This is a genomic window from Corynebacterium sp. BF-R-2 (genome assembly GCF_024586525.1).
GTDB lineage: Bacteria > Actinomycetota > Actinomycetes > Mycobacteriales > Mycobacteriaceae > Corynebacterium > Corynebacterium singulare.
In genome coordinates this window covers 71,731-94,840 of sequence record NZ_JAMFTP010000011.1, presented here as the reverse complement: position 1 = coordinate 94,840, position 23,110 = coordinate 71,731, and the positions used below count along the sequence as shown (strand labels likewise).

The window sequence follows — 23,110 nt, the reverse complement described above, 5'->3', positions numbered from 1 at the left end:
CTGCAGGGCCTGGTGCTTCTTGGTGTGCTGGTTGATGGCATCGTCGAGGTTGGTGAAGATAGCGCCGATGGCCTACTGTTCTTCGAGAGCGGGCGGGAAATAAACAGCCTGATTGAACAGCTCAGTCTTCGTGATACCTTTGATGGTGCTACCCTGCAGCTGGTCAGCGAGTCCCTCCATACGCCGCTTAACAGTAAGAGCGATGTATTCAGGGTCACCGGAAAGGTCTGATAGCGATACAAAGTCCTGGCTGGTGGCGTAAGGGAACGGCATAAAAGAGACCTTGCCAACGCCAACACGAGTGACGACTGCAACAGAGTCGGCAGGAATCTGCATAGCAGCAGAGCGTGAAATAGCTTCCTCGGTGATGTGCTTACGAGGGGCGACCGGGGCGACCCCCTGCTCCGCAACATCAGAGGATTGAATCCAAGGGATGTCCCCGGACCAGTAGCCCGGTTCATCGCTAGATGGCGTACCGCCACCGTAAGTCCTTTCGCTGAGGTCTCCAATGGCTTTCAATTCCCACTCACCATCGAAGCCCTCCAGGCGCAGTGCGGGCACGTTGTGACTATGCATCGCGACCACCGCCCAGCAGCTCCTGGAGTGCAGCCACGGCCTGCATGTCGGCGGCGTTGCCGGTAAGCCCGCTCAGTAGGCCAGCGAGTTCTTGCTCCGTCTCGCGAATCTTCACGTCGAGGTCGGTCAGCGCGACGGCGTACTTGTCGTGCAGCGCCTGGACGCGGCCGGCCAGGCCTGCAAGCACGTGACCAGGGATTTCGCGCAGGTCATCCATAAGTGAAGTAATCCACTTGGCGGTGAGCACCTCATCGACCTGCGCTTCGGTAAGCGCTTCAATGGTCGCGTAGGTGTCTTTCTCCAACTGCTCTTGCGCAGCCTTGAGGTTCTTCTTGAGCTTGTCCCGCTGGGCGATAAGTGCCTTGGCGCTGAGCATGGCAGCCTCAGTGCTGTCCTCCGGCCAGGTCTCGCCCTTGGCCAGCTTCGGCAGGTCCTTGATGGCCTTGTTCAGCTCGGTCTTCTTGAAGGCGTCCTGCTTGTCGTTAAGTATCTCGGTCAGGTCGGTCTTGTCGACTTCGCTTAAGCCCTCGACAAGCTGTGTTAGCTCAGATACAGCTGTGTCCACGTCGCGACTTAGCTGCGTTACCTGGTCCTTCTGTTGCGCCAGGTAGAAGGTCTGCACCAACTCGTTGGGAGCAACGCGCCCGTCCCATCCGATTTGGACATAGACCTTTTTCTTTTCCTTGGTCTTCCACTCCATCACGGGGTGGTTGACCCGCAGGGCATCGAAGCCTTCGGTCTGGATGACTTCTAGGTCACCGGCGGTTTTGACCCAGCTGTCATGCAGTACCTGGTAGCCCTCGTAGGCATCAACCAACGGTACAGGGTCGAGTCGGTCGAACAGGTCTGCCTTAAGCTGGTCCTCGGTGGTGGTAATGGGCACGGTGGCCGCGCCGTCCACCAGCAGCGCGTGCAGCTTCTCCGGGAGGTCGGATAGTGCAGCGTCAACCTGGTTACGCAGTGCCTGGGCTGCAGGGTGCTTGTCGATGGTCTCGCGCAGGTTGGCGGTCTTCAGCTCCGCGTAGCCTTCTACCTTCTCGGTGAACAGCGCCTCACGCAGTCCCGGTAGGGCGGTCCAGTAGTGCTCCAAGGCGGCAATCTCACTGGTGGGGATGCCGCCGTGCATGGTGGCGTACAGGTCTACAGACTCTGGCGGCAGGGTGGCGGACACGTAGCGCGGGATGTTGAGGTTGTGGTCGTTGGCACGAATCTCGTCGCGGGTCACGACCTTAGCGAAGTGTGGCACGTCAACGCGGTTGCGGACGGCATCGACGATGCGCTGGATGTCGCGGGCACGCAGGTGGTTGTACTTACCCTGCTTGATGAAGCCCTGCGAGGCGTCGATGAACAGCACGTCATCGCGGTCACGTTCTTGCTTGAGCACCATGATGATGGTCGCGATACCGGTGCCGTAGAAGATGTTGGAAGGCAGGCCGATAATGGCATCGATGTGGTTGGCCTCGATGAGATTGCGGCGGATGTCGGCCTCCGAGCTGCCACGGAACAGCACGCCGTGCGGCAGGACGATGGTGAGGATACCGTCGGGTTTGACGTGGAACAGCTCATGCAGCAAGAAGGCGTAGTCGGCCTTGGTCTTCGGAGCTAGACCAAACCGTGCGAATCGCGGGTCAGCCTCGTTGCCTTCGGGTTCCCACTTCTGGGAGTAGGGCGGGTCGGAGACTACGGCGTCCACATAGAGCGGCTGGTAGGTCTGTACCGGGTCGAACTCGTCGAACATCGGCCAGTCATGGGCCAAGCTGTCACCGTTGCGGGCGACGATGTTGTCCGCCTTCACGCCGCGCATGACCAGGTTCATGCGGGTGAGGTTGTAGGTGTTCTCGCGCAGCTCCTGGGCGAAGTACTTAATACGGTCTGGGTCCCCCATGCGCTTGGCGACGGCATGGCCGATGTTAAGCAGCAGGGAGCCAGAGCCGGAGGTCGGGTCGTAAATCTGAATCTCGTCGCGGTCCTTGAGGTGGTCAGCGACGATGTTGCTCATGATGAGCGAGACCTCATGCGGGGTGTAGAACTCGCCTGCCTTCTTGCCCGCGTTAGCCGCGAACTTCTCGATGAGGTACTCGTAGATGTATCCCAGCACGTCATAGCCCTGCTTGCCATCAGTGGGGATGTCATCGATAAGGTCCAGTAGCTTCTTGATGGCTGAGGTACGGGCAGCGTCGGTTGTGCCCAGCTTCGACAGGCTGGTGTCCAGGGTGTTAAGGATGCCCTCGAAGACGTGCTTGTGCTCCGGGGCGATGTTGCGCTTGAAGGTAGCCAGGCCGTCGCGCACGTGAGCGATGGAAAAGTCGTTACCCATGTCCCGCCACGTCGAGTACAGGTTCTCGTAAGTGAGGAAGTAGCCCAAGTTGTTACGCACCAGGGCCACGGTGTCAGTGTCGGTCTCAACGAGCGCATCGGGCAGGTCTTCCGGTTCAGCGTCGTTATTGAGCATGAACTGCTCTACTTGGTCGGACAGGAACTTATAGAAGATGAAGCCGAGAATGTAGTCCTTGTAATCCTGCGCTTCGATCTTTGAGCGTACCGACGATACCGTACAGCGAGAAGATTTTACTTTCTAAGTGCATGGCTTGGGGGGAGCGGCGAAGTCCTACGTGGTGCAGGATTCAAAGCCCCAAATGGCGATTCCAGCACAAAACAGAAAAGGCCCCTACCGGTGTTTCCACTGGTAGGGGCGGGAAGTTGGTAGCGGGGGCAGGATTCGAACCTACGACCTCTGGGTTATGAGCCCAGCGAGCTACCGAGCTGCTCCACCCCGCGTCGAGATGTACTTCCGAACATCAAGCGCTTCAGCACACTGTGGTTAATCACTAGGATTTTTACCCCGTGTGCCGGCGACTCATGTAACTATACAGACGCCATGGCGCCTACCCAAATCCCCTGGGCAGGCGCCATTTCTCTGGACTACGTGGAGCTACTACTGAGACTGCAGCGAGCGGTACTCCTCCACTGCCTTGTCCAGCTCGTCCAAGGCCTTGCCGTACTCCTCAAAGGAACCGTTCTTAGCCTTGTCCACGCCATCGAGAGCCTTGTTGATGGCGTCGATAGCCTCGCCTTCACTCGATGCCTTCGGAGCGGAGGCCGGTGCGGAAGCGTCGGAGTCCTTGGAGTCAGCCGCGTCCTTCTTGTCACCGCCAGTGTTTCCAGCCTGGTCACCGTCCTTGCCGGTATCGCCTTCGATCTCCGTGATGTCCTGGGCGGCCTTCGGATCGATGCCGACCTGTTCCAGGGCCTCACCAATCGTCGGGGCGTAGCCTACTCGGCCCTTGTAGGACACAAGCACGCGCAGCAGCTTCGGGAAGGCCGACTCTTGGCCCTTTCGCTGAGAGTAGATGGGCTCGAGGTAAAGGATTTCACCGTCGCCCACCGGCAGCGCCAACAAGTTACCGTTCTTCAGGTCATTCGAGCCCTGCCACAGCGTGCGGTCACGCGCGACCTGGTCGGAGGACATCATGGCATCCTGGGCCTGCTTCGGACCCTGAGTCTGGGTATTCGTCGGCAGCACGCGCACGGTGATATCGCCGTAAGTCTCCGGGTCGGAGGACACGGCCATGTGTGCGGACAGGAACTGACGGTTCAGGCCACGGTAGGAGGTGATGAGCTGGAAGCTCGGCTTATTGGTCTCCGGGTCAGAGGCCAGCACATAGTACGGCGGTTGGTTCAGGCCTTGCGACTCTCCGGCGGTCGGATCCTCCGGGACAGACCAGAAGGCATCGTTGTTGAAGAACACTCCTGGGTCATCAACGTGGTACTTGGCCAGAAGGTTGCGCTGGACCTTAAACATGTCCTCCGGGTAGCGCAAGTGCTGACGCAGCTCGTCGGAGATCTCCGACTCCGGCTTCACCACGCCCGGGAAGACGCCTTCCCACGCCTTGAGGACAGGGTCTTCGGTGTCGAACTCATAGAGATCAACGGTGCCATCATAGGCGTCGACAGTAGCCTTCACCGAGTTACGGATGTAGCCCACCTGGTCGTTGACCAGACGCTGCGTCGTGCCGTTCGGGTTCTGCGCATCCTGCGTAGTCTCCGTCAGGGAGGTTCGCTGCGAGTACGGCAGCGAGTCCAGGGTGGTGTAGCCATCGACAACCCACTTGATGCGGCCATCAATGACCGCCGGGTAGGTGGAAGAATCCGTGGTCAGCCACGGAGCAACCTTCTCCACGCGCTCACGCGGATCGCGGTCATAAAGCAACTTGGACTCCGAACCAACACGGTCCGACAGCAGGAAGTTCAGCTCCTGGTACTTCAGGGCAAAGGCTGTGCGGTCCACAAGGTTTCCGATGTCCACGCCACCTTTCCCCTCGTAGGTGTAGGTGGAGGTATCGGTGTCGTACTCCACCGACTGCTCACCAGTCTTGCCCACGATGGCGTAATCCATGCCATCGCGTGCGCTAGCGATTACCGGGCCAAAGTAAATGCGCGGCTCGTCCACTTTAATGCCCAAGGATTCCTCGGCGTTCTTGGTCTCTCCTTCGCCCTCGGCATCCTTGCCAGACTGCGTCTGCAGATCAGCCACGGTGAAGATGGGGAAGCCACCGCGGGCAGAACCTGCATCACGGGCGACCTCATCAACCGTATTGGCCTGAGCGGCGATGAAGCCATTGCCGTGGGTATACACGGTGTGACGGTTGATCCAGTTCTGCTGGTTCTCCTGCAGCTCGTTGGGATCCAACTCGCGGGCAGCGACAACAAAATCACGGATCTCGCCGTCGATCTCGTAGCGGTCCATCGCCAGCGTCTCCGGGAAACCGTAGAAGTTCTTGAGCTGCTGCATCTGGGTAAAGGTTGGCGCCAGAATATCCGGGTCCAGCAGGCGCAGGTTGGAGATTGTCGAATCATCGGAGGCAACCTTGTCATCGGCAACGTCACCGGCGCCCCAGTTTTCCTCGTACGTCACCTTGTCTTCGGTCAGACCATAAGCAAAACGCGTGGACTCGATGTTGCGGGAAATGGACTCGGCTTCCTTGGCCTGACGGTTCGGGTTCACGGAGAAGCGCTCCATGATGAGCGGCCAGCCCTGGCCAATGACCAGTGCCGAGAGCACCATGAGCACCACAGCAAGACCCGGGATGCGCAGGTCCTTAATCACCACTGCGGAGAAAATGGCCACGGCGACGAATACGCCGATGATCATGAGGATAATCTTCGCCGGTAGGTAGGCGTTGATGTCGGTGTAAGAACCACCGGTGAACAGCGAGTGCTTCGTGTAGAGCAACTGATAGCGCTCCAGCCAGTAGCTGGCCACCTGCAGCAGCATCCAGATACCAGCCGTCACGGCCAGCTGGGTGCGCGCGGACTTCGACAACGAGCCGCGCACACCGGCCGCGCGGTTACCAATGCGGATGCCACCGAGAATGTAGTGTCCCACCAGCGCGATGAGGAAGCACACGGCAAACAGCAACGAAAGAGCATTGACCAGCATCGACCACACCGGCAGGCGGAAAGCATAGAAACCCAGATCGTGGTTGAACTGCGGGTCACTCACGCCGAAATCATGCGAGTTGAGGAAAAGCATGACTGGGCGCCAGTTAGCCTGGCCCAGCAGGCCGGAAACAATACCAACAAGCACAGGGATGGCCTTGAGGAAGACCCCCATAGTGCTTTCAATGGACTTGCGGTACTGGTAGACGGGCGAATTGAGGTCCGCCATGTCCATGGATGCCCCGCGCCCGCGCCAGACCAGAAGGCCAGCAACGTAAGTGATGGCGGCGGCGACCAGACCAAAAATAAGGAAGAGCACGAAGCGCGTGATCAGGGTCTTGGTGAAGACCCCGCGGTACTCAATTGCGCCGAACCACTTCCAGTCTGTGTAGAAGCCCACGAACATGGGGCCGATGAACAAGAGGATAGCGATGACGGCGACTACCCAGGACAGCACCCTGGGTGGACGTTTCATCGGGGCGGTGGGTCGGTTGAGTCCGGAAGCCAACTCCAGCTCCAATCAAGTGTCGTGCGAATATAGAGGTATCAAGCTTCTAGTCTAGAGAAGCACTACCACCGTCAACGAACAAGGACGCTTATGAGTTCCCAACCCAACTCCCAGCCAGCTGCTAACCGCGCGCTCAACAAGGCCATGCGCGAGGCCGTGGATTTCATTCACGCCGAAGGCTGGGACGCCCCTCCTACGCTGTTTGCCCTTGTCCCCACCGACTTGGTGGCAGCGCAGCTGGGGGATGTCGACGAGGATTCCCCTCTCACACTCGTGGTCCAGGATCTCCCCGAAGGTATCGAGCCGGGTTCGGAGCACCTAGCCGAGTACGTTGCACGTTTGGCATGGCCGCGTGAGGTCGCCGGAGTCATCTTGGCACAGGAGATCACGTTCAAAGACACCGCAGACGCCGCGCTTGCCGACGCCCACCCCGCTCGCCTTTTCTCCGGTGTCCTCCGCGAAGGCGTGGGAGAGGATGGGACGGAAGGTGCAGAGCTCACTTTGCTCCAGCTGCGCCCCACTGAGGAGGAGCTAGAGGCCGCTGGCCCATTCGCGGAGGATGATATCCAGTTGCGTGGCGGGCCCAACGTCGCCCCCGGAGTCATCGCCGCCCTGCGCTATGGCCTCGAGCAGGATCCAGACGACGTCCTTTAATCGACTAAACTGGGCAGATAGTATTACCAACGTGTACCGCAGTACCGCAATTTAGAGGAGTATCTCGTGCGCTTGACCACCCGCCTCACCGCCGCTGCCTCAGTCGTGCTCGCCACCGGCTCACTCCTTGCCGCATGCGGCCACAAGGAAACCCCTGAGCCAGCACCGGCCTCTACAGCTGCCGCCACCGAGGAGAAGGGCCCAGAGTCTCCCACCTCTGCATCGAAGCAGGCCACTGAAACAAGCTCGGTTGTCTCGACGAGCTCCGCTGAAGAATCCGAGTCCGCGGACGCATCTGCCGGTAAGAGTGGTTCACGCAGCTCTGCCTCCACCGCTGACGGGGAGGATGGCGAGGGCTCTGACTCTGCCGAGCCAAGCTCGGCATCGGGAGGGACATTCGACGCTTCCGTAAACGAGGCCTACGAGATTTTCGGTGGCCTCGTTCCGGAAGAGATTTTCGAGCAGTTCGATCGCTGCGATCCCAATGGTGTGACGGACTCCTTCAACTGTTCTGGCGCTGAGGTGGGCCAGTTCCAGTTCTTCAAATCCAAGGCCAAAGCCTCCCAGACCACCCAGGTGCTCACGGAGCTTCGCAGTTCTCGCGTCATCGAGGACAGCGGCAACCGCGTAGTGGGCTGGTCCATGCTGGGTAACACCGCAATCCTGACCGTCGTCGATAACGACGAAGGCCTCATCATGCAGCAGATGATCTCCACCGACCAGGATGATCCGGAAGAGCGGCTCAAGGAGCTGGGGCTGGTCTAGCTAGCCGCGGTGCGGCGGGGTCCCGCAGGTCTCGACTTCTGCCCCATCGGCGAAGTTTCGCATTGCCGTTATTGCGTCATCGAGGGTGTGCACCTTTGCCACCACCATGTCACCGGTGTCTCGGCTGGTGGCTTCCGCACAATTCTCCGCTGGGGACAGGAAAAGCTCCGCGCCCGCATCCCGGGAAGCGCGAACTTTGTGGGCGATGCCTCCGATGGGCCCCACCTGTCCGTCCTCACCGATGGTGCCAGTACCAGCCACGGTCACACCACCCGTGAGATCCTCAGTGGACAGTTTGTCAATGACCGCGAGCGTGAACATCATGCCTGCTGACGGGCCTCCGATGTCCTGCAGATTGTAATCCACACTAATGTCCTCAGTCGGCACCGACATCATAAGAATGCCCAGCAGCGGGGTGTCCTCATCCTCCGGATGCGCACCGAGGGTCACTGTCACCGTACTGTCCTTGCCCTCGCGAACGATGTCCAGTGTCACCTCATCGCCTGGAGCGAGCTCACGAACCTTCTCCTGAACCTCGCCGGGTTCACTGACGGGTTCTGCGTTAACGGCGGTGATGATATCGCCTTCATGGAGCGTGTCGGCCGCGGGGGCGTCACCAAGCACCTGCGCTACCTCAATACGCACCGGCTTATTGAGGTAATCCATGGCAGCCACCGTGGCGGCAGACTCCGACTGCGTAAAAGCCTGCTGGTTAGCCTCCTGGACTTCCTCATCCGTCTTACCTTGGGGAATGATGTTCTCGATCGGCACGAGGGTGTCATCAGTAAACATCCACCGGCCAAGCGCCTGCGCCATCGTCATGTTGGTACGCACCGACACCGTAGTCATATTGAGCTGACCAGAAGGTTCAAAGGTTTCGGGCGCCTTAACCTCAACGACCTGCATGCCCTCGACCTCACCCAAGGTATCCACGACGGGCCCCGGACCTTCAGAAGCATAGGGAACAGTCAGCGTGATGTCCGTGCCCGGGATGCGGTCGATGCTCAGCAAGGCTCCCGTCAGCGCCACCGGGATCGCTCCCCAGGTCAGGGTACGAAGGCGGCGGGTTCGGGGGTTCTGCTGTCGATTCACGGAGAAACAGCCTACAACGTTTGTCGGCCTGTTCGCTCTCAGCGTTGCCGTGAACCTAGAATCCTTAGCTCAGAAACCGGTAGATTGGGGCGCATGAACAACGGATTCGGTTTCTCTTTTCCCAACAACGATGATGACGACGACAAGGATCGTCGCGACCAGAACCCGTTTGGCGCCTTCGGCTTCAGCGCGGGTGGCGCTGGCGGTGGCGGTGGCCTAGGCGATCTCCTCAACCAGTTTGGCCAGATGCTCTCGGGCATGGGTTCTTCCATGAGCTCACCGGAAGGCTCCGGACCGGTCAACTATGACTTGGCCAAGCGCATCGCCCAGCAACAGATCTCCGGAGACAAGGAAGTCAACGAGAAGGACCGCACTGCGGTTCAGGAGTCCGTGCGCTTGGCGGAGCTGTGGCTTGATGATGCCACCCTGCTCCCCACCGCCTCCGGTTCTGTTACGGCGTGGAATTCCACAGAGTGGCTGGAGCACACCCTGCCCATGTGGCAGCGCATGGTGACCCCGGTGGCTGAGCACATGAACAATGCGCAGCTCGAGTCCCTGCCAGAGGAGGCCCGCGAGATGATGGGGCCGATGACCTCGATGATGAACTCGATGTCCAGCATGAATTTCGGCATGAAGCTCGGCCACGCGCTCGGTGATTTGGCCTCCCAGGCGCTCACCGGTTCCGATTTCGGACTGCCGGTCTCCCCTGCTGGCACCACAGCGTTGCTGCCTCACAACATCCAGGCCATCGCCCGAAACCTCAACGTTCCGGGCCAAGAGGTGCTGGTCTACATCGGCGCCCGTGAGGCCGCCCGCCAGCGCCTGTTCAAGCACGTCCCGTGGCTGGTAGAACGCCTTGTATCCTCCGTGGAGGAATACGCCATGGGCCTCGTCATCGACACCTCCCACATTGAGGAGGCCACCCGCGAGCTCAACCTCGAGTCCGGTGACCCGCAGGCAATCCAGGATGCGATGGGCAAACTACAGGGCATGGACCTCTCCCCCCGCATTACCTCCCGTAATGCGGGCGCAGCTTCCCGCCTAGAGACCTTGCTCGCGCTCGTTGAGGGCTGGGTCGAGCATGTTGTCACCGAAGCCTTAGGCGAGCGCATTCCATCGACGAAGGCTATGAATGAGGCGTGGTCGCACCGCCGCTCCACCGGTGGCTCTGCCGAGAAGGCTTTCTCCCAGGTCGTCGGCATTGAGCTCAACGCCCCGAAGGTGGAGGCTGCCGCTGAGCTCTGGCGCCGCGCCACCGTGGCCGTCGGTGTGGACAAGCGTGATTCCGCGTGGGATCACCCAGACCTGCTTCCTACGGCCGAACACATCGAGAACCCTGCCTCCTTCATCGACGGTTTGCTCGATGACAGCACTGACGAGGGCTTCGAAGAGGAGTTCTCCAAGCTGGAGGAAATGCTCAAGCAGCAGTCCAGTGGCCAAACTGATGCCGCGGAAGAAGACGGCACTCCCGACCAAGACTCCGCGTCTAACGAGGACGTCCACGATTCGGACGACGGCACGGGTAAGGATGAGGGCGAAGGCAAAGAATCCCGCGAAAACTAGTGCGCGCGGCAGGACTACTGTGCTGCGCGGTTAGCGGAAGCGCTGATAGGCCTCCAAATAGCCTTTGGCCCGTTCCGCTTTCGGTGCCCGGTCAGCCCACTCCCAAAACTCCGGGCCATGCCCGGAAATGAAGGTATGGGTTAACTCGTGAATGATCACGGCGTCAAGAACGTACTCAGGGACGTCCTGCAGACGGTCAGAAATGCGGATATCTCCCGTTGAGGTAGTACAGCTGCCCCAACGGGATTTTTGGTTGCTCACCCAACGAATAGACCCCAGCTTCGCGCGGCCTTCCAGGTAGCGCGTGTTGAGAGAGTGGGCGCGGGTGGTGAGGGAGGCGTCGGAAAGCTGCGTCGATGTGTGCTTTTTCTGCACCTTCGCCACGATGTCCGCCACGGCCTTCTCCTCCTCCGCGGAGGACATCCACGCGGGAATGCGTACCTCCAGAATGCCGTCGACAGTGCGGGCTTGAACGGTACGCCGGCGCCGGGCGGAACGGATGACACGCACTTCGGGATTACTCGACATGACAGGGCATTCTACCTGTGGTGCAATGGAAGCCAACCGCGGCTGGGAGGGATGCCGCGACACGGGGAGGAACACATGGCGGCACAGGCCTACACATTGGCGCCCGACGTGGCGGTACTGGAACGCGAGCCAGGCATCTTACAGTGCGGTATGGATGCCACACGGGTCGGTGTGCTGGAAGCGCACCCACAGTTGGCAAGTCTGCTCAACCGCCTTCGCACGCCGCTGACAAGGCAAACCATTGAAAAATCAATTGAAAACACCGGGCTAACCCCAGCGGCCGCACGCAGTGTGGTGGATGATCTCATCAGCTACAACGTCCTGTGGCCGGAACCCGCACCGCAACGCGTGGCGGTGCTGGGAACGTCGGTGTTGGCCGATGAGCTTCGAGATGCCCTCCTCACCGACCATTTCCAACCTCGCTCACCACTGCACACAGAACCGCCCGCGAAGTATATCGAAGGAGTCTCCGGGCATCTGCCCATCGTGGCGGTCGACATGCTCAGTGGAGCGGTGGAATGGGCGCATGCTCTCCACAAAAGTCCGGCGACGTGGCTTCCGGTTTCCATGCTGGACGCTCGGGGCATCATCGGGCCAGTGCGTGTCAAAGGCACAGGACCTTGTCCGATGTGCGCACACCTGCACCGCATCGATGCCGATGAACAGTGGCACGAGGTAGCCCAACGCGCTAGTGAAGCATCACGGCCGGGAGACCCCGTGACACGCACCGCGGTGGTCATGCATGCAGTGGTCACAATCCGGCGGCTGATGGGACGTCCAGCTCCGCCTGGAGCGCCACGCACACGACCACTGGCGGGAGAGCTCAAGGAGGTTGACCTATACGGAGTTGAACAGCACCGCCTCGTACTGGAGCATCCACGCTGCCCTTATTGCAGGGGGTAATCTGTGCGGCCCTAGTGGGTAGAGGCAATGATCTGCAGGACTTCCGCCCCATAGCGCTCCAGTTTGGCAGGCCCCACGCCAGATACGTCGAGCAGCTCAGCTTCCGTGGAGGGCAGCGCCTCTGAGATGGCCTGCAGGGTGGCATCGGAAAAGACGACGTAGGCCGGAACTTTGGAATCCTTCGCCACTGAGGCACGCCAGGAACGCAATGCTGTGAATACGTCCTCATCTCCCTCGTACTCACACCATTCGTGCCGGCCGAGGACTTTTTCTGCCGGGCTGGTGAGTTCAGCAGAGCACACCCGACAGCGGCGTGGGCGGTAACGGCGGTTGCTGGATTGGCTTTCTTCGAGTCCAGGAACAAGGCCATCGAGAAAACGTGTGCGTTCACGCGAGGCCCGCGAGCCAGTTGTTTTTGCCAATGCCCACGACAAGGCTAGATGCTCCCTGGCACGGGTAATGCCCACGTAGAACAGGCGGCGTTCCTCTTCCACCTGCTCGTCACCTGCCTTGATGGCGTGGTTGATGGGCAGCAGCTTCTCGGTGAGCCCCACGAGGAACACCGCATCCCACTCCAAACCCTTGGCCGCGTGAATGGTGGCCAAGGTGACGCCCTCCATGGTGGGGTTGTGCTTGTTGTCCGAACGGCGGTGTAGCTCTCCCAGCACACCGTTGAGGTCAATGTCCTCGTGGTCTTCCACAATCTGAGCCATGAGATCCACGAGCGCGCTGAGGGACTGCCAACGCTCACGAGCCTGTGCACCCTGCGGCTCAGTAGCCGTTAACCCCAGCTCCACAAAGGCGGCACGGGCAATAGCCACCGGGTCCTCCGGAAGATCATCGCGGCGCGTAGCCGCAATGAGCACGCGGATGGCCTCCAGAATTTCTGGGCGGCGGAAGAAACCTTCGCCACCGCGAACTTGGTAGACAATTCCGGCATCCGCCAAGGCCTGCTCAAAGTGCTCCGATTGCGCGTTGATGCGGTAAAGAATGGCAATCTCTGAGGCCTTCACGCCCTGGTTCAGCAGGGTGAGCACCTGACCAGCGACCTCTTTGGCCTCGATCTCCTCGGATTCATAGGCCTTAAATGTGGGCTCTGGCCCCGGCTCACGCATGCCCTGCAGCTCCAGACGAGTGCCAGCGGCGCGTCCAGTAGCTTTACCAATGACCGCATTCGCCAGATCTGTGACCTGCGGGGTGGAACGGTAATCTCGCTGCAACTTAATCATCGTGGCCTGTGGATACGTGCGGGAAAAGTCCAGCAGGTATTCCGGGGAGGCTCCGTTAAAGGAGTAAATGGTCTGGTTGGCGTCACCCACCACAGTCAGGTCATCGCGCTCCCCTAGCCAGGCTTCAAGTACGCGCTGCTGCAGCGGTGTGACGTCCTGATACTCGTCCACGACGAAGGTGCGATATTGCTCACGGAATACTTCCGCCACGGACGGCACATTTTCAATGGCCCCGGCGATATGCATGAGCAAGTCATCGAAGTCCAAGTACATGAGGTCAGGGGTAGACTTCATATCCTCATAGCGGCGAAAAACTTCCGCCACGGCGTTCGGATCCCCAGGCGCTTCGCGGTCCGTGCTCTCGATGATGCCTGGGTAGCCCTCGGGGCTAATGAGTGAGGACTTAGCCCACTCAATTTCCCCAAGGAAGTCCCTAATGGTGTCCTTGGTGTTCTCTAGGCCCAATGACCGGACTGCGCGGCCAACGAGGCTGAATTTGTTATCGATGAGCTGCCATGGCAGGTCTCCAGCCACCTGCGGCCAGAAGAACTTCAGTTGGCGGCGAGCCGCCGCATGGAAGGTTTGGGCCTGCACTCCCCCGACGCCCATCTGGTGGAGGCGCTCGCGCATCTCACTCGCCGCACGTGTGGTGAATGTGACGGCGAGCACGCGCTGCGGGTTGACGAATCCTTGGTCCACCATGTGGGCGATGCGGTAGGTAATCGTGCGGGTTTTACCCGTGCCCGCGCCCGCGAGGATGCAGACCGGGCCGCGCGGTGCCGTCGCAGCGGCGCGCTGATCTTCATCGAGCAGGGACAGATCCGGTCTCATCACCGTGGAACCACTCCATAATCATCGTGTGTGCAATTGAGCCCGAACGGGCAATGGTCAAACTCGGCACATCGGCACGGGACACCCACCGAACCTCTGCGAGTTCTTCGTCAGTATCGCACACGGGTTGGACATCCTGTGCCACCGCGGAAAAGCCCACCATAAGGGACCCACTGGGCGGCCACGGTTGGGAACCCCAATACGTCACTGAATGGATACGGCGGCCGGTTTCTTCGAGGGCCTCCCGTGCCATCGCGTCCTCCAACGTCTCCCCCGGATCAACATAACCCGCGATGAGGGAAAAGAATCCCGGGCGGTGCCGGTTCCGGGCTAACAGGATGTGATCCAGCTCAGGATGATGAATGATACCGATAACCGCGGGATCTACTCGCGGAAAGACCATTCGCTCCCCTATGCGCCCCACGGCTCCAGGTGCTGGGTAGTCCAACTCCTGACCTGTGCGCGGATCGAAGCGTGCTTCGCGACGGTTACGGATAAGATGCAGCGCTTTAAGCACAGCGTGCTGACCAGTAAAGAACGTGGCATCCCGCAAATCACCAAGTTTCTCAGCGGCAGAAGTCTCAAGTACAAAGGCACGGACCTCGCCGACCTCCACAAGAATGTCACCTGCCGGTTCGGCAACAAGGACCGGCCGGCCCTCTGTATCAACAGGGATCCGGCCGGTTTCGGTGACAGGCAGGAACATTACTTGTCGTCGTCCTCGTCCTCATCGGAGTCTTCAATGGCCTGCTGCATCTCATGCTTGATGTAGAGCAGGCGGTCACCCGGTTTCAGGGCATACGCATCCGCGGTGTCCACGCGGTGCAGCTCATTGTTGCGGAGGACGGCTAGCACGATGTCTGCCAAGTGGCGTGGGTTAGAGCCGACTTCAAACTCACGTACCGCGCGCTCCGCGACGGAGAAGCCCTCATTCGGGGACAGAAGATCCTCCATCATCTCCACCACGGTTGGGGTAACGGTGGCCAAGCCGAGGAGGCGTCCAGCGGTCTCTGCAGAGGTCACCACTGAGTCAGCGCCTGACTGCAGAAGGAGGTGGCGGTTCTCGGATTCACGAACAGAAGCCACCACCTTGGCCTTAGGGTTGAGCTCGCGCACGGATAGCGTACACAGCACCGCAGTATCGTCGGTGGACGGCGTCACGACGACTGACGACGCATGTTGTGCACCGGCGATGCGCAGGACGTCCTGCTTCGATCCCGAACCGTAGATGGTGACGAGTCCATGGTGTTCTGCATTGGCAAGTGCAGCACGGTTCGTATCAACGACGACGATTTGCGAAGGCGGGACATCATCCGCAATGAGTGCGGCCACCGCACCAGCGCCCTTTGTGCCATAGCCGATAACGACAGTGTGGTTACGCAATTGTTTTCTCCAATTCTGGATTTCAAATGTGCGGCGCGCGCGATCCGTGAGCACTGACAACGTGGCGCCGACCAACAGCACAAGGAAGAGCAGTCGGGCAGGTGTAACGATGACGAGGTTCAGAAACCGTGCTTGTGGGGTAACCGGAACGATGTCACCATAACCCACGGTGGTGAGTGACACTGCCGAATAATACGCCGCATCGAGGAAGGACAGATCCTCGCTGTAGCCATCGCCGTCGAAGTAAACGACGATGGTGACGAAAACGAGCAATCCCATGGCCCACAAAACGCGGCGTGCGAGCTGCTTCCACGGGTTGGTGCTTTCCGTACGCGGGAGAGTGATGACGTCAATCAGCGCATGGTCAGGCTGCGACGTCAACTCGATCTGCGGTAAGAAACGCGACTTAAGACGTTTACCTATGCGTTTGGCCACGAGGTGCCAACCTCCCTTGGACGGAGCGAATGTACCGTGAGACTACCTTAGACTCAACCCCGGCGGGGTTGAAACTGCAGAGTCTAAAAGCTCTGCGAGACGAGCGCCTGTGGGCAAGTCCTCCGGCTCCAAAAGGAAGTTCTCATGGACGTAGAAAAATGCTGCTCGGACAGAATCAACACCGTGGATTCGGCGCCACGCTTCGGCATATACAGCGAGCTGAATCTGTGCTGACTTTAGCGCAGCTCCCTGCGGGCGTCTGCCCGTCTTCCAGTCCACAATGAGCCACGATCCGTCTGGCTGCTGAAATACGGCATCCATGCGGCCGCGCACTACGGAATCCCCGATGGTGATTTCAAACGGCGCCTCGACGTGTGCCGGGGTCCGCTGTGCCCAATCAGAGGCAAGGAAAGCCTCTTTGAGTGATTCCAAATCGTGGTCCGGTTCGTCATGGGAGCCAGGCAGCTCATCCTCCCCCAACAATGCCGGTGCTCCAAAGCGTTCCTCCAACCACGCATGGAAGGCAGTACCGCGCTTGGCATAGGAATTAGGTTTAAAGGGAATGGGGCGACGTTGGCGGCGGGCGAACTGGATGGGATCGGCTGACATGGCCACCATGTCAGATGCCGTCAGTTCGCTCGGCAGCTCCACATCAACGACGGGAGCCTGTAGGGCCTTATGCTCTTCAATAAGTGCGCTGGCTTCTTGCTCCCACAAATCAAAGGTCTCGCCAGCGCGCAACGGCGGAAGCTCCTCCAGTGCAGTGCGCACCGCTGCTGCCGCATCCACCGCCTCCGGTTGCGGGGTCAGCGACGGGAAGTGAGCTTTGAGCTCTGCGCCTTCTTCAGCTTCAACTGGGAGGTCTGGGACTTCCCAATGGATGATGAGCTCAGGATGCTTGGCGGCGAGCAGTTGCAGGTAGGAGTACGGCCCCTTCTTATTCTTTCCTTTTTGCTTAGTGGTACCTGATCCCGTCACCGTGAGCGTGGACTCTGTGCGCGTCATCGCTACATAGAAAAGGCGAGCTGCTTCCTCTGCTTGGAATTCTCGGTCAAGGTCCTTGAATGCCACACAGGCTTTGCCGAAATCCGACCGACTTGTAGCGTCTTCGGGAAGCTCGATGTAGTCATCATCGCCGGGAGCCTTCTCAATCTTGGTGAGGAATGTTTCAGCCTGAGCCTTATAGCTCGATGAGTCTGCGTGCGCTACGCACACGTGCTCCCACTCCAAGCCTTTGGCCTTGTGCACGGTCATGATCTGGACCCGGTTGCGCACTACTGGAACCTCACCCAAGGCGAGTCCATCCTCTTTCTCCTTGGCAAGCTCAAGATAGTCCAACAATGCAGCCAAGCTATCCCCGTGGAAACCGGCGACTAGGTCAGCGAAGGCATCGAGGTGCGTTGTTCCTCCGAGAGTGCCGGCAGCGAGAACCTCAGTACGCACACCAAAGACGAGCTCGATATCAGCGAAAATGTCATTCAGTGATTTACCCAACGAGTACGTGCGCAGGTAGCGCAATTTGGCCGCGACATCCTCCATCCGCTCGAGCCCTTCTGGACTGTAGCGGTCACGTTCACCAAGATCGGCGAGGGCATCTGCAAGGCCTAGCACTTGGTCAGGGCCTTCAGTTGTGATGGCATCTACCTGTGCGGTCAGGTACTCCACAGGGTCGCCATCCTCCCACCGCAAACGGCCTTCAGTGGCGCCAGCTAGGTTGCGCTGACGCGAGTGAAGGGCCTGGATATCAGCAATGCCCAATCCACACATCGGTCCTGTCAACACACGCAACGCTGCCGTTGTGTTCTGCGGACGAACCAGCAACGTAGCTACTGCAACGAGGTCCTGGATTTCAGGACGCCACAGCAGTCCTCCCACACCGAAGATTTCATTAGGCACACCTACCTCGTCGAGAGCCGCAGCGATCAATGGGGATTGCCGGTTAGTGCGTACCAAAACTGCAGCACTAAAATCCTCGCCCTCAGGCGTGGCCTCATACAATTCACGAAGGTGTTCCGCAATGAAGGCTCGCTCCTCTGCTTCCGTGGCGAAGTAGCCCAATTCAACGGTTCCTGCCGGGGCCGTTGGTTTCGCTGAGAGCTCATCAACGGGACGTTGCCCTGGGCTTCCAGAAAAGAGCTTCGCAGCAACATCGTTGGCCAGCTCTAGAACCGTGGAGGGGTTTCGCCACGACGTGGTGAGCTGGTCTTTCGGCGCATCGGATCCGTCTTGTTGTGGGAAGTCCGTCACGAACGCGGCAAGGTTTTCGGATGTAGCACCACGCCAGCCATAGATGGACTGCATGGGGTCACCAACGGCGGTCACCGACAATCCCTCACGCAGACCACCGAAGAGGGAGCGCAGCAAGATGCGTTGTGCGTGGGACGTGTCTTGGTACTCGTCGAGCATGACAACGCGATAGCGCGCGCTTTGCTGTTCTCCCAAGAGCGGAAAGTTCTTGGCCAAGGTAGCTGCGATGGACATCTGTTCGCCGAAGGTGATAACACCGCGCTCAGCCTGCTCCTTCTTGAGGGCTTCCACGAGAGGCAAGTACTCCACACGGAGGCGCTGCGTGTCAAGATAGCGCTGAACATCCTGGCTGAACTCGCCCTTGGTCCTTTTGTCTTTTGGAAGGTCCTCGGCAGTTTTGCGAAAAATCTCCGCATGCTCGCGCAACGTGTCTGGATCCGTGAGTTCACCGTCCATAGTCTGTGCGAGGTTCAACAAGGTGGCAGTCACGGAGGCAACTGAGTTATCGGTACTCAGGGAGCCGGAATAGTTACTCACTACCTCATGAGCAATGGCGTAGCGCTCAGCCTCCGTAATAATGCGTGCGCTCGGTTCCACCGGCATGAGAAGCCCATATTCACGAACGAGGTCACCTGCGTAAGAGTCGTAGGTAGACACCTTGGGCACAATGTTTTCGACGGACTCTGCAGCAGCGCTGCCGGGAGTAAGGATTCCCGACGAGCGCAAGGTCATAAGCTGACGCCGGATACGCTGCTCAAGCTGCTGCGCTGCCTTGCGGGTAAAAGTCAGGCCAAGGACCTGTTCGGGACGCACAAGGCCGTTAGCAACGAGGGAGACAACGCGAGAAGCCATCGTCTCGGTTTTGCCTGCGCCAGCACCAGCAACGACGAGTTTGGGCCCGAGCGGACTTTCGATGACGGCAGCCTGCTCTTCCGTAGGAGGGAATGGCTTGCCCAGGGCAGCCGCCAATTCTTCAGGACTGAAGTGGTTATTGGGATTCTGAGATTGATTAGGCATTGGTCACCAGACCTCCTTCGTTCATGATGGGACAGATGGAGCGGATAGCGCATCGATCGCAGCCGTCATTCTCACGGGCAGTGAGCCTGGGTCCGCGCAGCTCTGCGACGAGGGCCGGTAACTGTGCTGCGAATTCCTCGAGTTCCTCGGGCGGCTTCGCTGTTTGTTCACGTTCCGTCACGGAGGCAGCCGAGGAGCGAGGGAATATCAACCGGCTTGTAGCACGGGGGACACCGCCACCAGTGCGGATTTCCTTGACCCATTCCCCATCAGCTGTGTCCTCCCTGACCAATTCTCCGTGAGCAAGGGCCAGCTGGTAAGTCATCAGCTGCGTGTTGTCCCGAACGCTGTTTTGCGTTGCTACCTGCCCCCCAGTCTTGAGATCGACCACGGCGTACTCCTCACCGTCTTTCATGAGCCGGTCGATGTATCCACGTATGGTCACCCCAGCCGCGACGTCAACGGCCACGGGAACCTCGACTCCAACGGACTCCAATTTGTTGCTCAGAGTCCAGCTATAGGTGCGATCAATGAGCCGCTCAAAATCGGCAAGCTCGGCATCACGATGCCACAAAGGACCGTCAAGCAGGGACGCGAAGGCGTCGACCACGAGTTGCTTCGCAGCTCCAGGTTCAACTCCACGCCCCAGTGCTTCAAGGAAAGCATGGGCAAGGTTGCCGCGAATAAGATTGATATTCGTCGTCTCTTCTTCAGCAAGGCTTCCCAACACGGCGTTGAGAGGGCACGCCATGAGTGCCTCCACCCGAGACGGCGACACGCTTGTGGAGCCACGCAGCTGCTGCTCCGAGGCCACGGAACGTGCGGCCCACCACTGATCCGGGTGAGCGCCCGGGACACCAGCCTCAGCAAGTCGGGCTAGTTGGCGTACTGCCTGAGAACGTTCGGCCTCCCCTGACTCTGGGTCGGTGGCGCACCGGCGCAATTGTGCAACAAAGGATGGCACAGAAAGCACCGAGATTTCCAGAGGATCCAGTTCCTCATCGTTGTCGCCACCGCGACGCACCGTTACCGGACTTGGCTCCGGAAGCTCCAGGCCTAACTCGCGCGGCAGGGCCTGGCGCGACAGCCTCTGACCTGCTTCCCGGCGCGCCCGGGCTCCGGGAACATCCACGCCGCCAGCTGACAGGAACTCCACGATAAAGCGGGAAGGTTCTTCCACCTCATCACTTTCGGGGGAATCCACCGACACAATGAGCAGTCGATGCAGATGACGAGTCGTGGCCACGTGGAAAAGACGCCGCTCTTCTGCCAAGCGCCCGGAAACATGGCTGACCGGAGTACCCGGTGCGATGCCACGATCGAGCAGATCGATGAGGTCCTCCTGTCCGAACAGCGAACCAGTCTCTCCCACCGAGGGCCAGGTTCCTTCCTGTACGCCAGCGACAACGACGGTGTCCCATTCGCGTCCCACCGCGCCATGAGCAGTGAGAATCTCCACCGCATCTGGCAGCGCAGAACGGCGGTCACGCACACCGGTGGGCAGCTCTTGTTCCGTAATGTGGAGAATGAAAGACTCCAACGAGGCTGAGGGGCGGCGTTCGGCGTAGTCACCCGCAGCATCAAAGAGCGCCATCATGGCATCAAGGTCACGGTCTGCTTGCGAGCCGGCCGCACCACCGCGTAATGCTGCGGCTTGCAGGCGGGTATCAAGGCCGGTAGCTTGCCACACTTCCCACAGGACTTCTTCCACAGCGGCCCCGGTGCGCAGGGCTTCACGCCCGGCAGAGAGGACGCCACGAATACGCACCAAGATGGCTTCTTCGCGCTCGGTAAGGAGGTTATTGAAATCCGGCAGCTCACCCTCGAGCAGCTCGCGCAGCGTATCCATGCCGCGCTGCTCCGGCTTCCAACGGCGCAAGCCGCGAATAAGACGACGCAACGTGACCGGATCGGCACCGCCTACTGGCCCGGTGATGAGTTCCTCAAGGTCTGCTGGGTCAAGCTCGGACTCTAGCGCACGCAGCGCCAGCATGACGGCCTTCACCAAACGCTGTTCTGCCAGCACAACATCCGTAGGGTTGATGTGCACAGGAACGCCCGCCGCTAACAGGGTGCGGCGAACCGGTCCGATGTCTCCCGTCGAGCGCACGATGACTGCAATATCGCGCCAGCCCACGTTGTCTTCTAGATGACGGCGGCGGACCGTATTGGCCACAACGTCGCGCAACGTGCGGCGAGAATCCACGACGCTGACACAGGCCGGGGCGGGCTTGCGTTGCGGAGCTTCGAGGCGCAGTTCGTTGCCCGCCTCCCACGTGGTCAAGAACTCCGAGTTGGCGCCGCGAAAAGCAAACACGGCCTGATCGGGGTCACCGCCAATGACGGCGAGGCGGGCAGTTTTTGCTAGTTCCGCAATGAGCTGTCCGGAGGTGGGGTCCAACAGCTGAGCATCATCCACCACAATGGTGTGCCATGGATGCTCCTGGAGCAGCTCTGGGCGCAAAAGTACCTGACTGACAAGCTCCGCCGCGGAGTACGAGTGCGAACCTGCAAGCGCCTGGATGCGCTCGTATTCGCGGAGAAAATCTCCGGCTGCGGACCACATGGGGCGCTCGTACTGAGCACCGAGTTCCTCTAGATCGCTGGGGCCCAACCCGCGTTCGATGGCGCGCAACAGGAGGTCACGCAATTGACGAGCAAAGCCTACGTAGTCCAAAGCTGGGCGGATGTCTGCCGGCCAAGCGCCACGGCCTTCAGCCGCGTGGCCCGCAAGCAGCTCACGGATGACCGCATCCTGTTCGGCACCGGTAATTAGCCGTAGCTCCTCATCACTTCCACGGCGCAGGAGTGCGAAAGCCAAGGAGTGCACGGAGCGCACCATGGAAGCTTGTGCGGCATAGTCATCAAGATGTTCGGCTAGCTCACGGCGAAGTAAGGAACCAGACTCTTTCGATGGTGCGACAACGAGGATGCCGGAAGCATCGGCGCCGCTGGTGAGTTGTTCCACGACAACGTCGATAAGCAAGCTCGACACGCCCGACCCCGCTGTGCCTAGTACTCGCCAGGTTCCCTCCTTCGGTAGCGGAACATCCCATGTACGCCGGGAAACACGACGAGTGCGGGGAACGAGGCGGACATCCGGCGATGGAGGAAGCGTGACGCCGGCGCGGGTGGCGGACTGACTGCTGTAATTCACGCCTTATAGTCTGTCAGATACCGCGGACACGAGGGCCTCTTCCACCTTCTCAATATTCGAACGCACCGTCGACTTCGAGGAAGGATGCAGGGTGTTGACGTAGCGACGGTACGCCACGGCACGCAGCAACAGCTGGCGCAGGCCCGGCACTGCAGCAAAGCGGCTACAGATATCCGCGTCGACGGCGTCCGCGATAAGTCCATCCACCATGACCAACGCTGCAGACCAACCCTGCGGGCGAGGAGCCGCCGAAGGCACGATATCGGTCACCGCAGGGGGATGTGCCCCAGAGAAAATCGTCGTCCCCACGACATCGACATGTGCGGTCATTAGCGGAAGCTGGGCAAGCTCGGCGTCCGAATAAGCCTCACCTGTCTCCTCCCACGCTGCACGCTCTGCCCGGGCGAAGATGTCGTCGCGCTGGCCGAAGGTAGGAAGCGGTGCGGTAGCCAGGACGGCTTCTAAACGCAGTGCCACGTGCACTGTCTCATCAATACGCCCGCGCAGCTGACCGGGGACAAATTGCGTGGCCTTCCAGCCAGCAGCAGTGTAGCGGCCATCTGTAGTGAGTACAGGACGGGCGATACGCATACCGGGAACACTAAGCTTGTCACGGACTTTGGCAGACCAGCCGGACCAGTCGCGCGCTTCAGCAAACACGACATCGCCAACGAGGATGCCGTTATCCCAGGCAGGCCCCAGCACCTCACCGCCCGCTCGACGGGAGCGGACCTCAGCGTTGAACGTGGCCAGGACAGGTTCGGGCGGCAGCGGCATGGTTCT

The 23,110-nt window shown here is 59.9% G+C and carries 14 protein-coding genes, 1 tRNA gene and 1 pseudogene; 4 read left to right on the top strand and 12 right to left on the bottom strand.

Annotated elements, in window-relative coordinates; genetic code table 11:
• Positions 1-72: 72 nt before the first annotated feature.
• The 4 genes and pseudogenes from M5J09_RS09280 to M5J09_RS09265 form a co-directional block, all read right to left on the bottom strand.
• Positions 73-576, bottom strand: a complete 504-nt coding sequence (locus M5J09_RS09280; protein ID WP_227486283.1) for a restriction endonuclease subunit S — start codon at positions 574-576, stop codon at positions 73-75.
• Positions 569-3,109, bottom strand: a pseudogene (locus tag M5J09_RS09275) (type I restriction-modification system subunit M); the annotation flags it as partial. The pseudogene M5J09_RS09275 and the gene M5J09_RS09280, both read right to left, overlap by 8 nt.
• A gap of 168 nt (positions 3,110-3,277) precedes the next feature.
• Positions 3,278-3,354, bottom strand: a tRNA-Met gene (locus tag M5J09_RS09270).
• Positions 3,355-3,511: 157 nt separating this feature from the next.
• Positions 3,512-6,490, bottom strand: a complete 2,979-nt coding sequence (locus tag M5J09_RS09265) for a UPF0182 family protein (RefSeq protein WP_257157660.1) — start codon at positions 6,488-6,490, stop codon at positions 3,512-3,514.
• A gap of 123 nt (positions 6,491-6,613) precedes the next feature.
• Between M5J09_RS09265 and M5J09_RS09260 the strand changes: the two genes are divergently transcribed.
• Complete coding sequence (locus M5J09_RS09260) at positions 6,614-7,177, top strand: PPA1309 family protein (RefSeq protein ID WP_070536181.1); 564 nt, start codon at positions 6,614-6,616, stop codon at positions 7,175-7,177.
• 66 nt (positions 7,178-7,243) lie between these two features.
• Positions 7,244-7,942: a beta-N-acetylglucosaminidase gene (locus tag M5J09_RS09255; protein WP_239180508.1), complete on the top strand. Its 699-nt coding sequence runs from the start codon at positions 7,244-7,246 to the stop codon at positions 7,940-7,942.
• On the opposite strand, the gene M5J09_RS09250 is transcribed toward M5J09_RS09255, so the two are convergent.
• Positions 7,943-9,034 (bottom strand): PDZ domain-containing protein, encoded by a 1,092-nt coding sequence (locus tag M5J09_RS09250; protein ID WP_257157659.1) that lies wholly within the window; start codon positions 9,032-9,034, stop codon positions 7,943-7,945.
• Positions 9,035-9,127: 93 nt separating this feature from the next.
• Here M5J09_RS09250 and M5J09_RS09245 point away from each other — a divergent pair, with 93 nt between their 5' ends.
• Entirely contained in the window at positions 9,128-10,597 is a 1,470-nt protein-coding gene (locus M5J09_RS09245; protein ID WP_257157658.1) for a zinc-dependent metalloprotease, read from the top strand.
• A gap of 30 nt (positions 10,598-10,627) precedes the next feature.
• Here M5J09_RS09245 and M5J09_RS09240 read toward each other — a convergent pair whose 3' ends face one another.
• Positions 10,628-11,125 carry a M48 family metallopeptidase gene (locus M5J09_RS09240; protein ID WP_042529850.1) on the bottom strand — a complete coding sequence of 166 codons (498 nt, stop codon included), beginning with the start codon at positions 11,123-11,125 and terminating at the stop codon, positions 10,628-10,630.
• A gap of 75 nt (positions 11,126-11,200) precedes the next feature.
• On the opposite strand from M5J09_RS09240, the gene M5J09_RS09235 reads away from it, so the two are divergent.
• Complete coding sequence (locus M5J09_RS09235; protein ID WP_257157657.1) at positions 11,201-12,028, top strand: TOMM precursor leader peptide-binding protein; 828 nt, start codon at positions 11,201-11,203, stop codon at positions 12,026-12,028.
• An 11-nt stretch (positions 12,029-12,039) separates the two neighbouring features.
• On the opposite strand, the gene M5J09_RS09230 is transcribed toward M5J09_RS09235, so the two are convergent.
• Genes M5J09_RS09230 through M5J09_RS09205 form a run of 6 tightly spaced genes read right to left on the bottom strand, consistent with a single transcriptional unit; the run spans position 12,040 to position 23,104 of the window.
• A complete protein-coding gene (locus tag M5J09_RS09230) occupies positions 12,040-14,091 on the bottom strand; it encodes an ATP-dependent DNA helicase UvrD2 (RefSeq protein WP_308937012.1) in 2,052 nt (683 codons plus the stop codon).
• Positions 14,060-14,794 carry an NAD(+) diphosphatase gene (locus tag M5J09_RS09225; protein WP_257157656.1) on the bottom strand — a complete coding sequence of 245 codons (735 nt, stop codon included), beginning with the start codon at positions 14,792-14,794 and terminating at the stop codon, positions 14,060-14,062. Before M5J09_RS09225 ends, M5J09_RS09230 begins: the two co-directional genes overlap by 32 nt.
• A complete protein-coding gene (locus tag M5J09_RS09220; RefSeq protein ID WP_042529843.1) occupies positions 14,794-15,906 on the bottom strand; it encodes a TrkA family potassium uptake protein in 1,113 nt (370 codons plus the stop codon). Before M5J09_RS09220 ends, M5J09_RS09225 begins: the two co-directional genes overlap by 1 nt.
• A 42-nt stretch (positions 15,907-15,948) precedes the next feature.
• The gene (locus M5J09_RS09215; protein WP_257157655.1) at positions 15,949-19,170 is read right to left on the bottom strand and encodes an ATP-dependent helicase; all 3,222 of its coding nucleotides are present in this window, start codon (positions 19,168-19,170) and stop codon (positions 15,949-15,951) included.
• A complete protein-coding gene (locus M5J09_RS09210) occupies positions 19,163-22,327 on the bottom strand; it encodes an ATP-dependent DNA helicase (RefSeq protein ID WP_257157654.1) in 3,165 nt (1,054 codons plus the stop codon). The genes M5J09_RS09215 and M5J09_RS09210 overlap by 8 nt, the downstream gene beginning before the upstream one ends.
• Before the next feature lie 3 nt (positions 22,328-22,330).
• A complete protein-coding gene (locus tag M5J09_RS09205) occupies positions 22,331-23,104 on the bottom strand; it encodes a hypothetical protein (protein WP_042529837.1) in 774 nt (257 codons plus the stop codon).
• Between the last annotated feature and the right edge of the window lie 6 nt (positions 23,105-23,110).

Bases quoted from the DNA above. Each gene is read 5' to 3' on its own strand.
- M5J09_RS09245 (WP_257157658.1), top strand. From the start codon at position 9,128: ATGAACAACGGATTCGGTTTCTCTTTTCCCAACAACGATGATGACGAC.
- M5J09_RS09225 (WP_257157656.1), bottom strand. From the start codon at position 14,794: ATGTTCCTGCCTGTCACCGAAACCGGCCGGATCCCTGTTGATACAGAG.
- M5J09_RS09240 (WP_042529850.1), bottom strand. From the start codon at position 11,125: ATGTCGAGTAATCCCGAAGTGCGTGTCATCCGTTCCGCCCGGCGCCGG.
- M5J09_RS09235 (WP_257157657.1), top strand. From the start codon at position 11,201: ATGGCGGCACAGGCCTACACATTGGCGCCCGACGTGGCGGTACTGGAA.
- M5J09_RS09265 (WP_257157660.1), bottom strand. From the start codon at position 6,490: ATGAAACGTCCACCCAGGGTGCTGTCCTGGGTAGTCGCCGTCATCGCT.
- M5J09_RS09205 (WP_042529837.1), bottom strand. From the start codon at position 23,104: ATGCCGCTGCCGCCCGAACCTGTCCTGGCCACGTTCAACGCTGAGGTC.
- M5J09_RS09260 (WP_070536181.1), top strand. From the start codon at position 6,614: ATGAGTTCCCAACCCAACTCCCAGCCAGCTGCTAACCGCGCGCTCAAC.
- M5J09_RS09280 (WP_227486283.1), bottom strand. From the start codon at position 576: ATGCATAGTCACAACGTGCCCGCACTGCGCCTGGAGGGCTTCGATGGT.
- M5J09_RS09215 (WP_257157655.1), bottom strand. From the start codon at position 19,170: ATGCCTAATCAATCTCAGAATCCCAATAACCACTTCAGTCCTGAAGAA.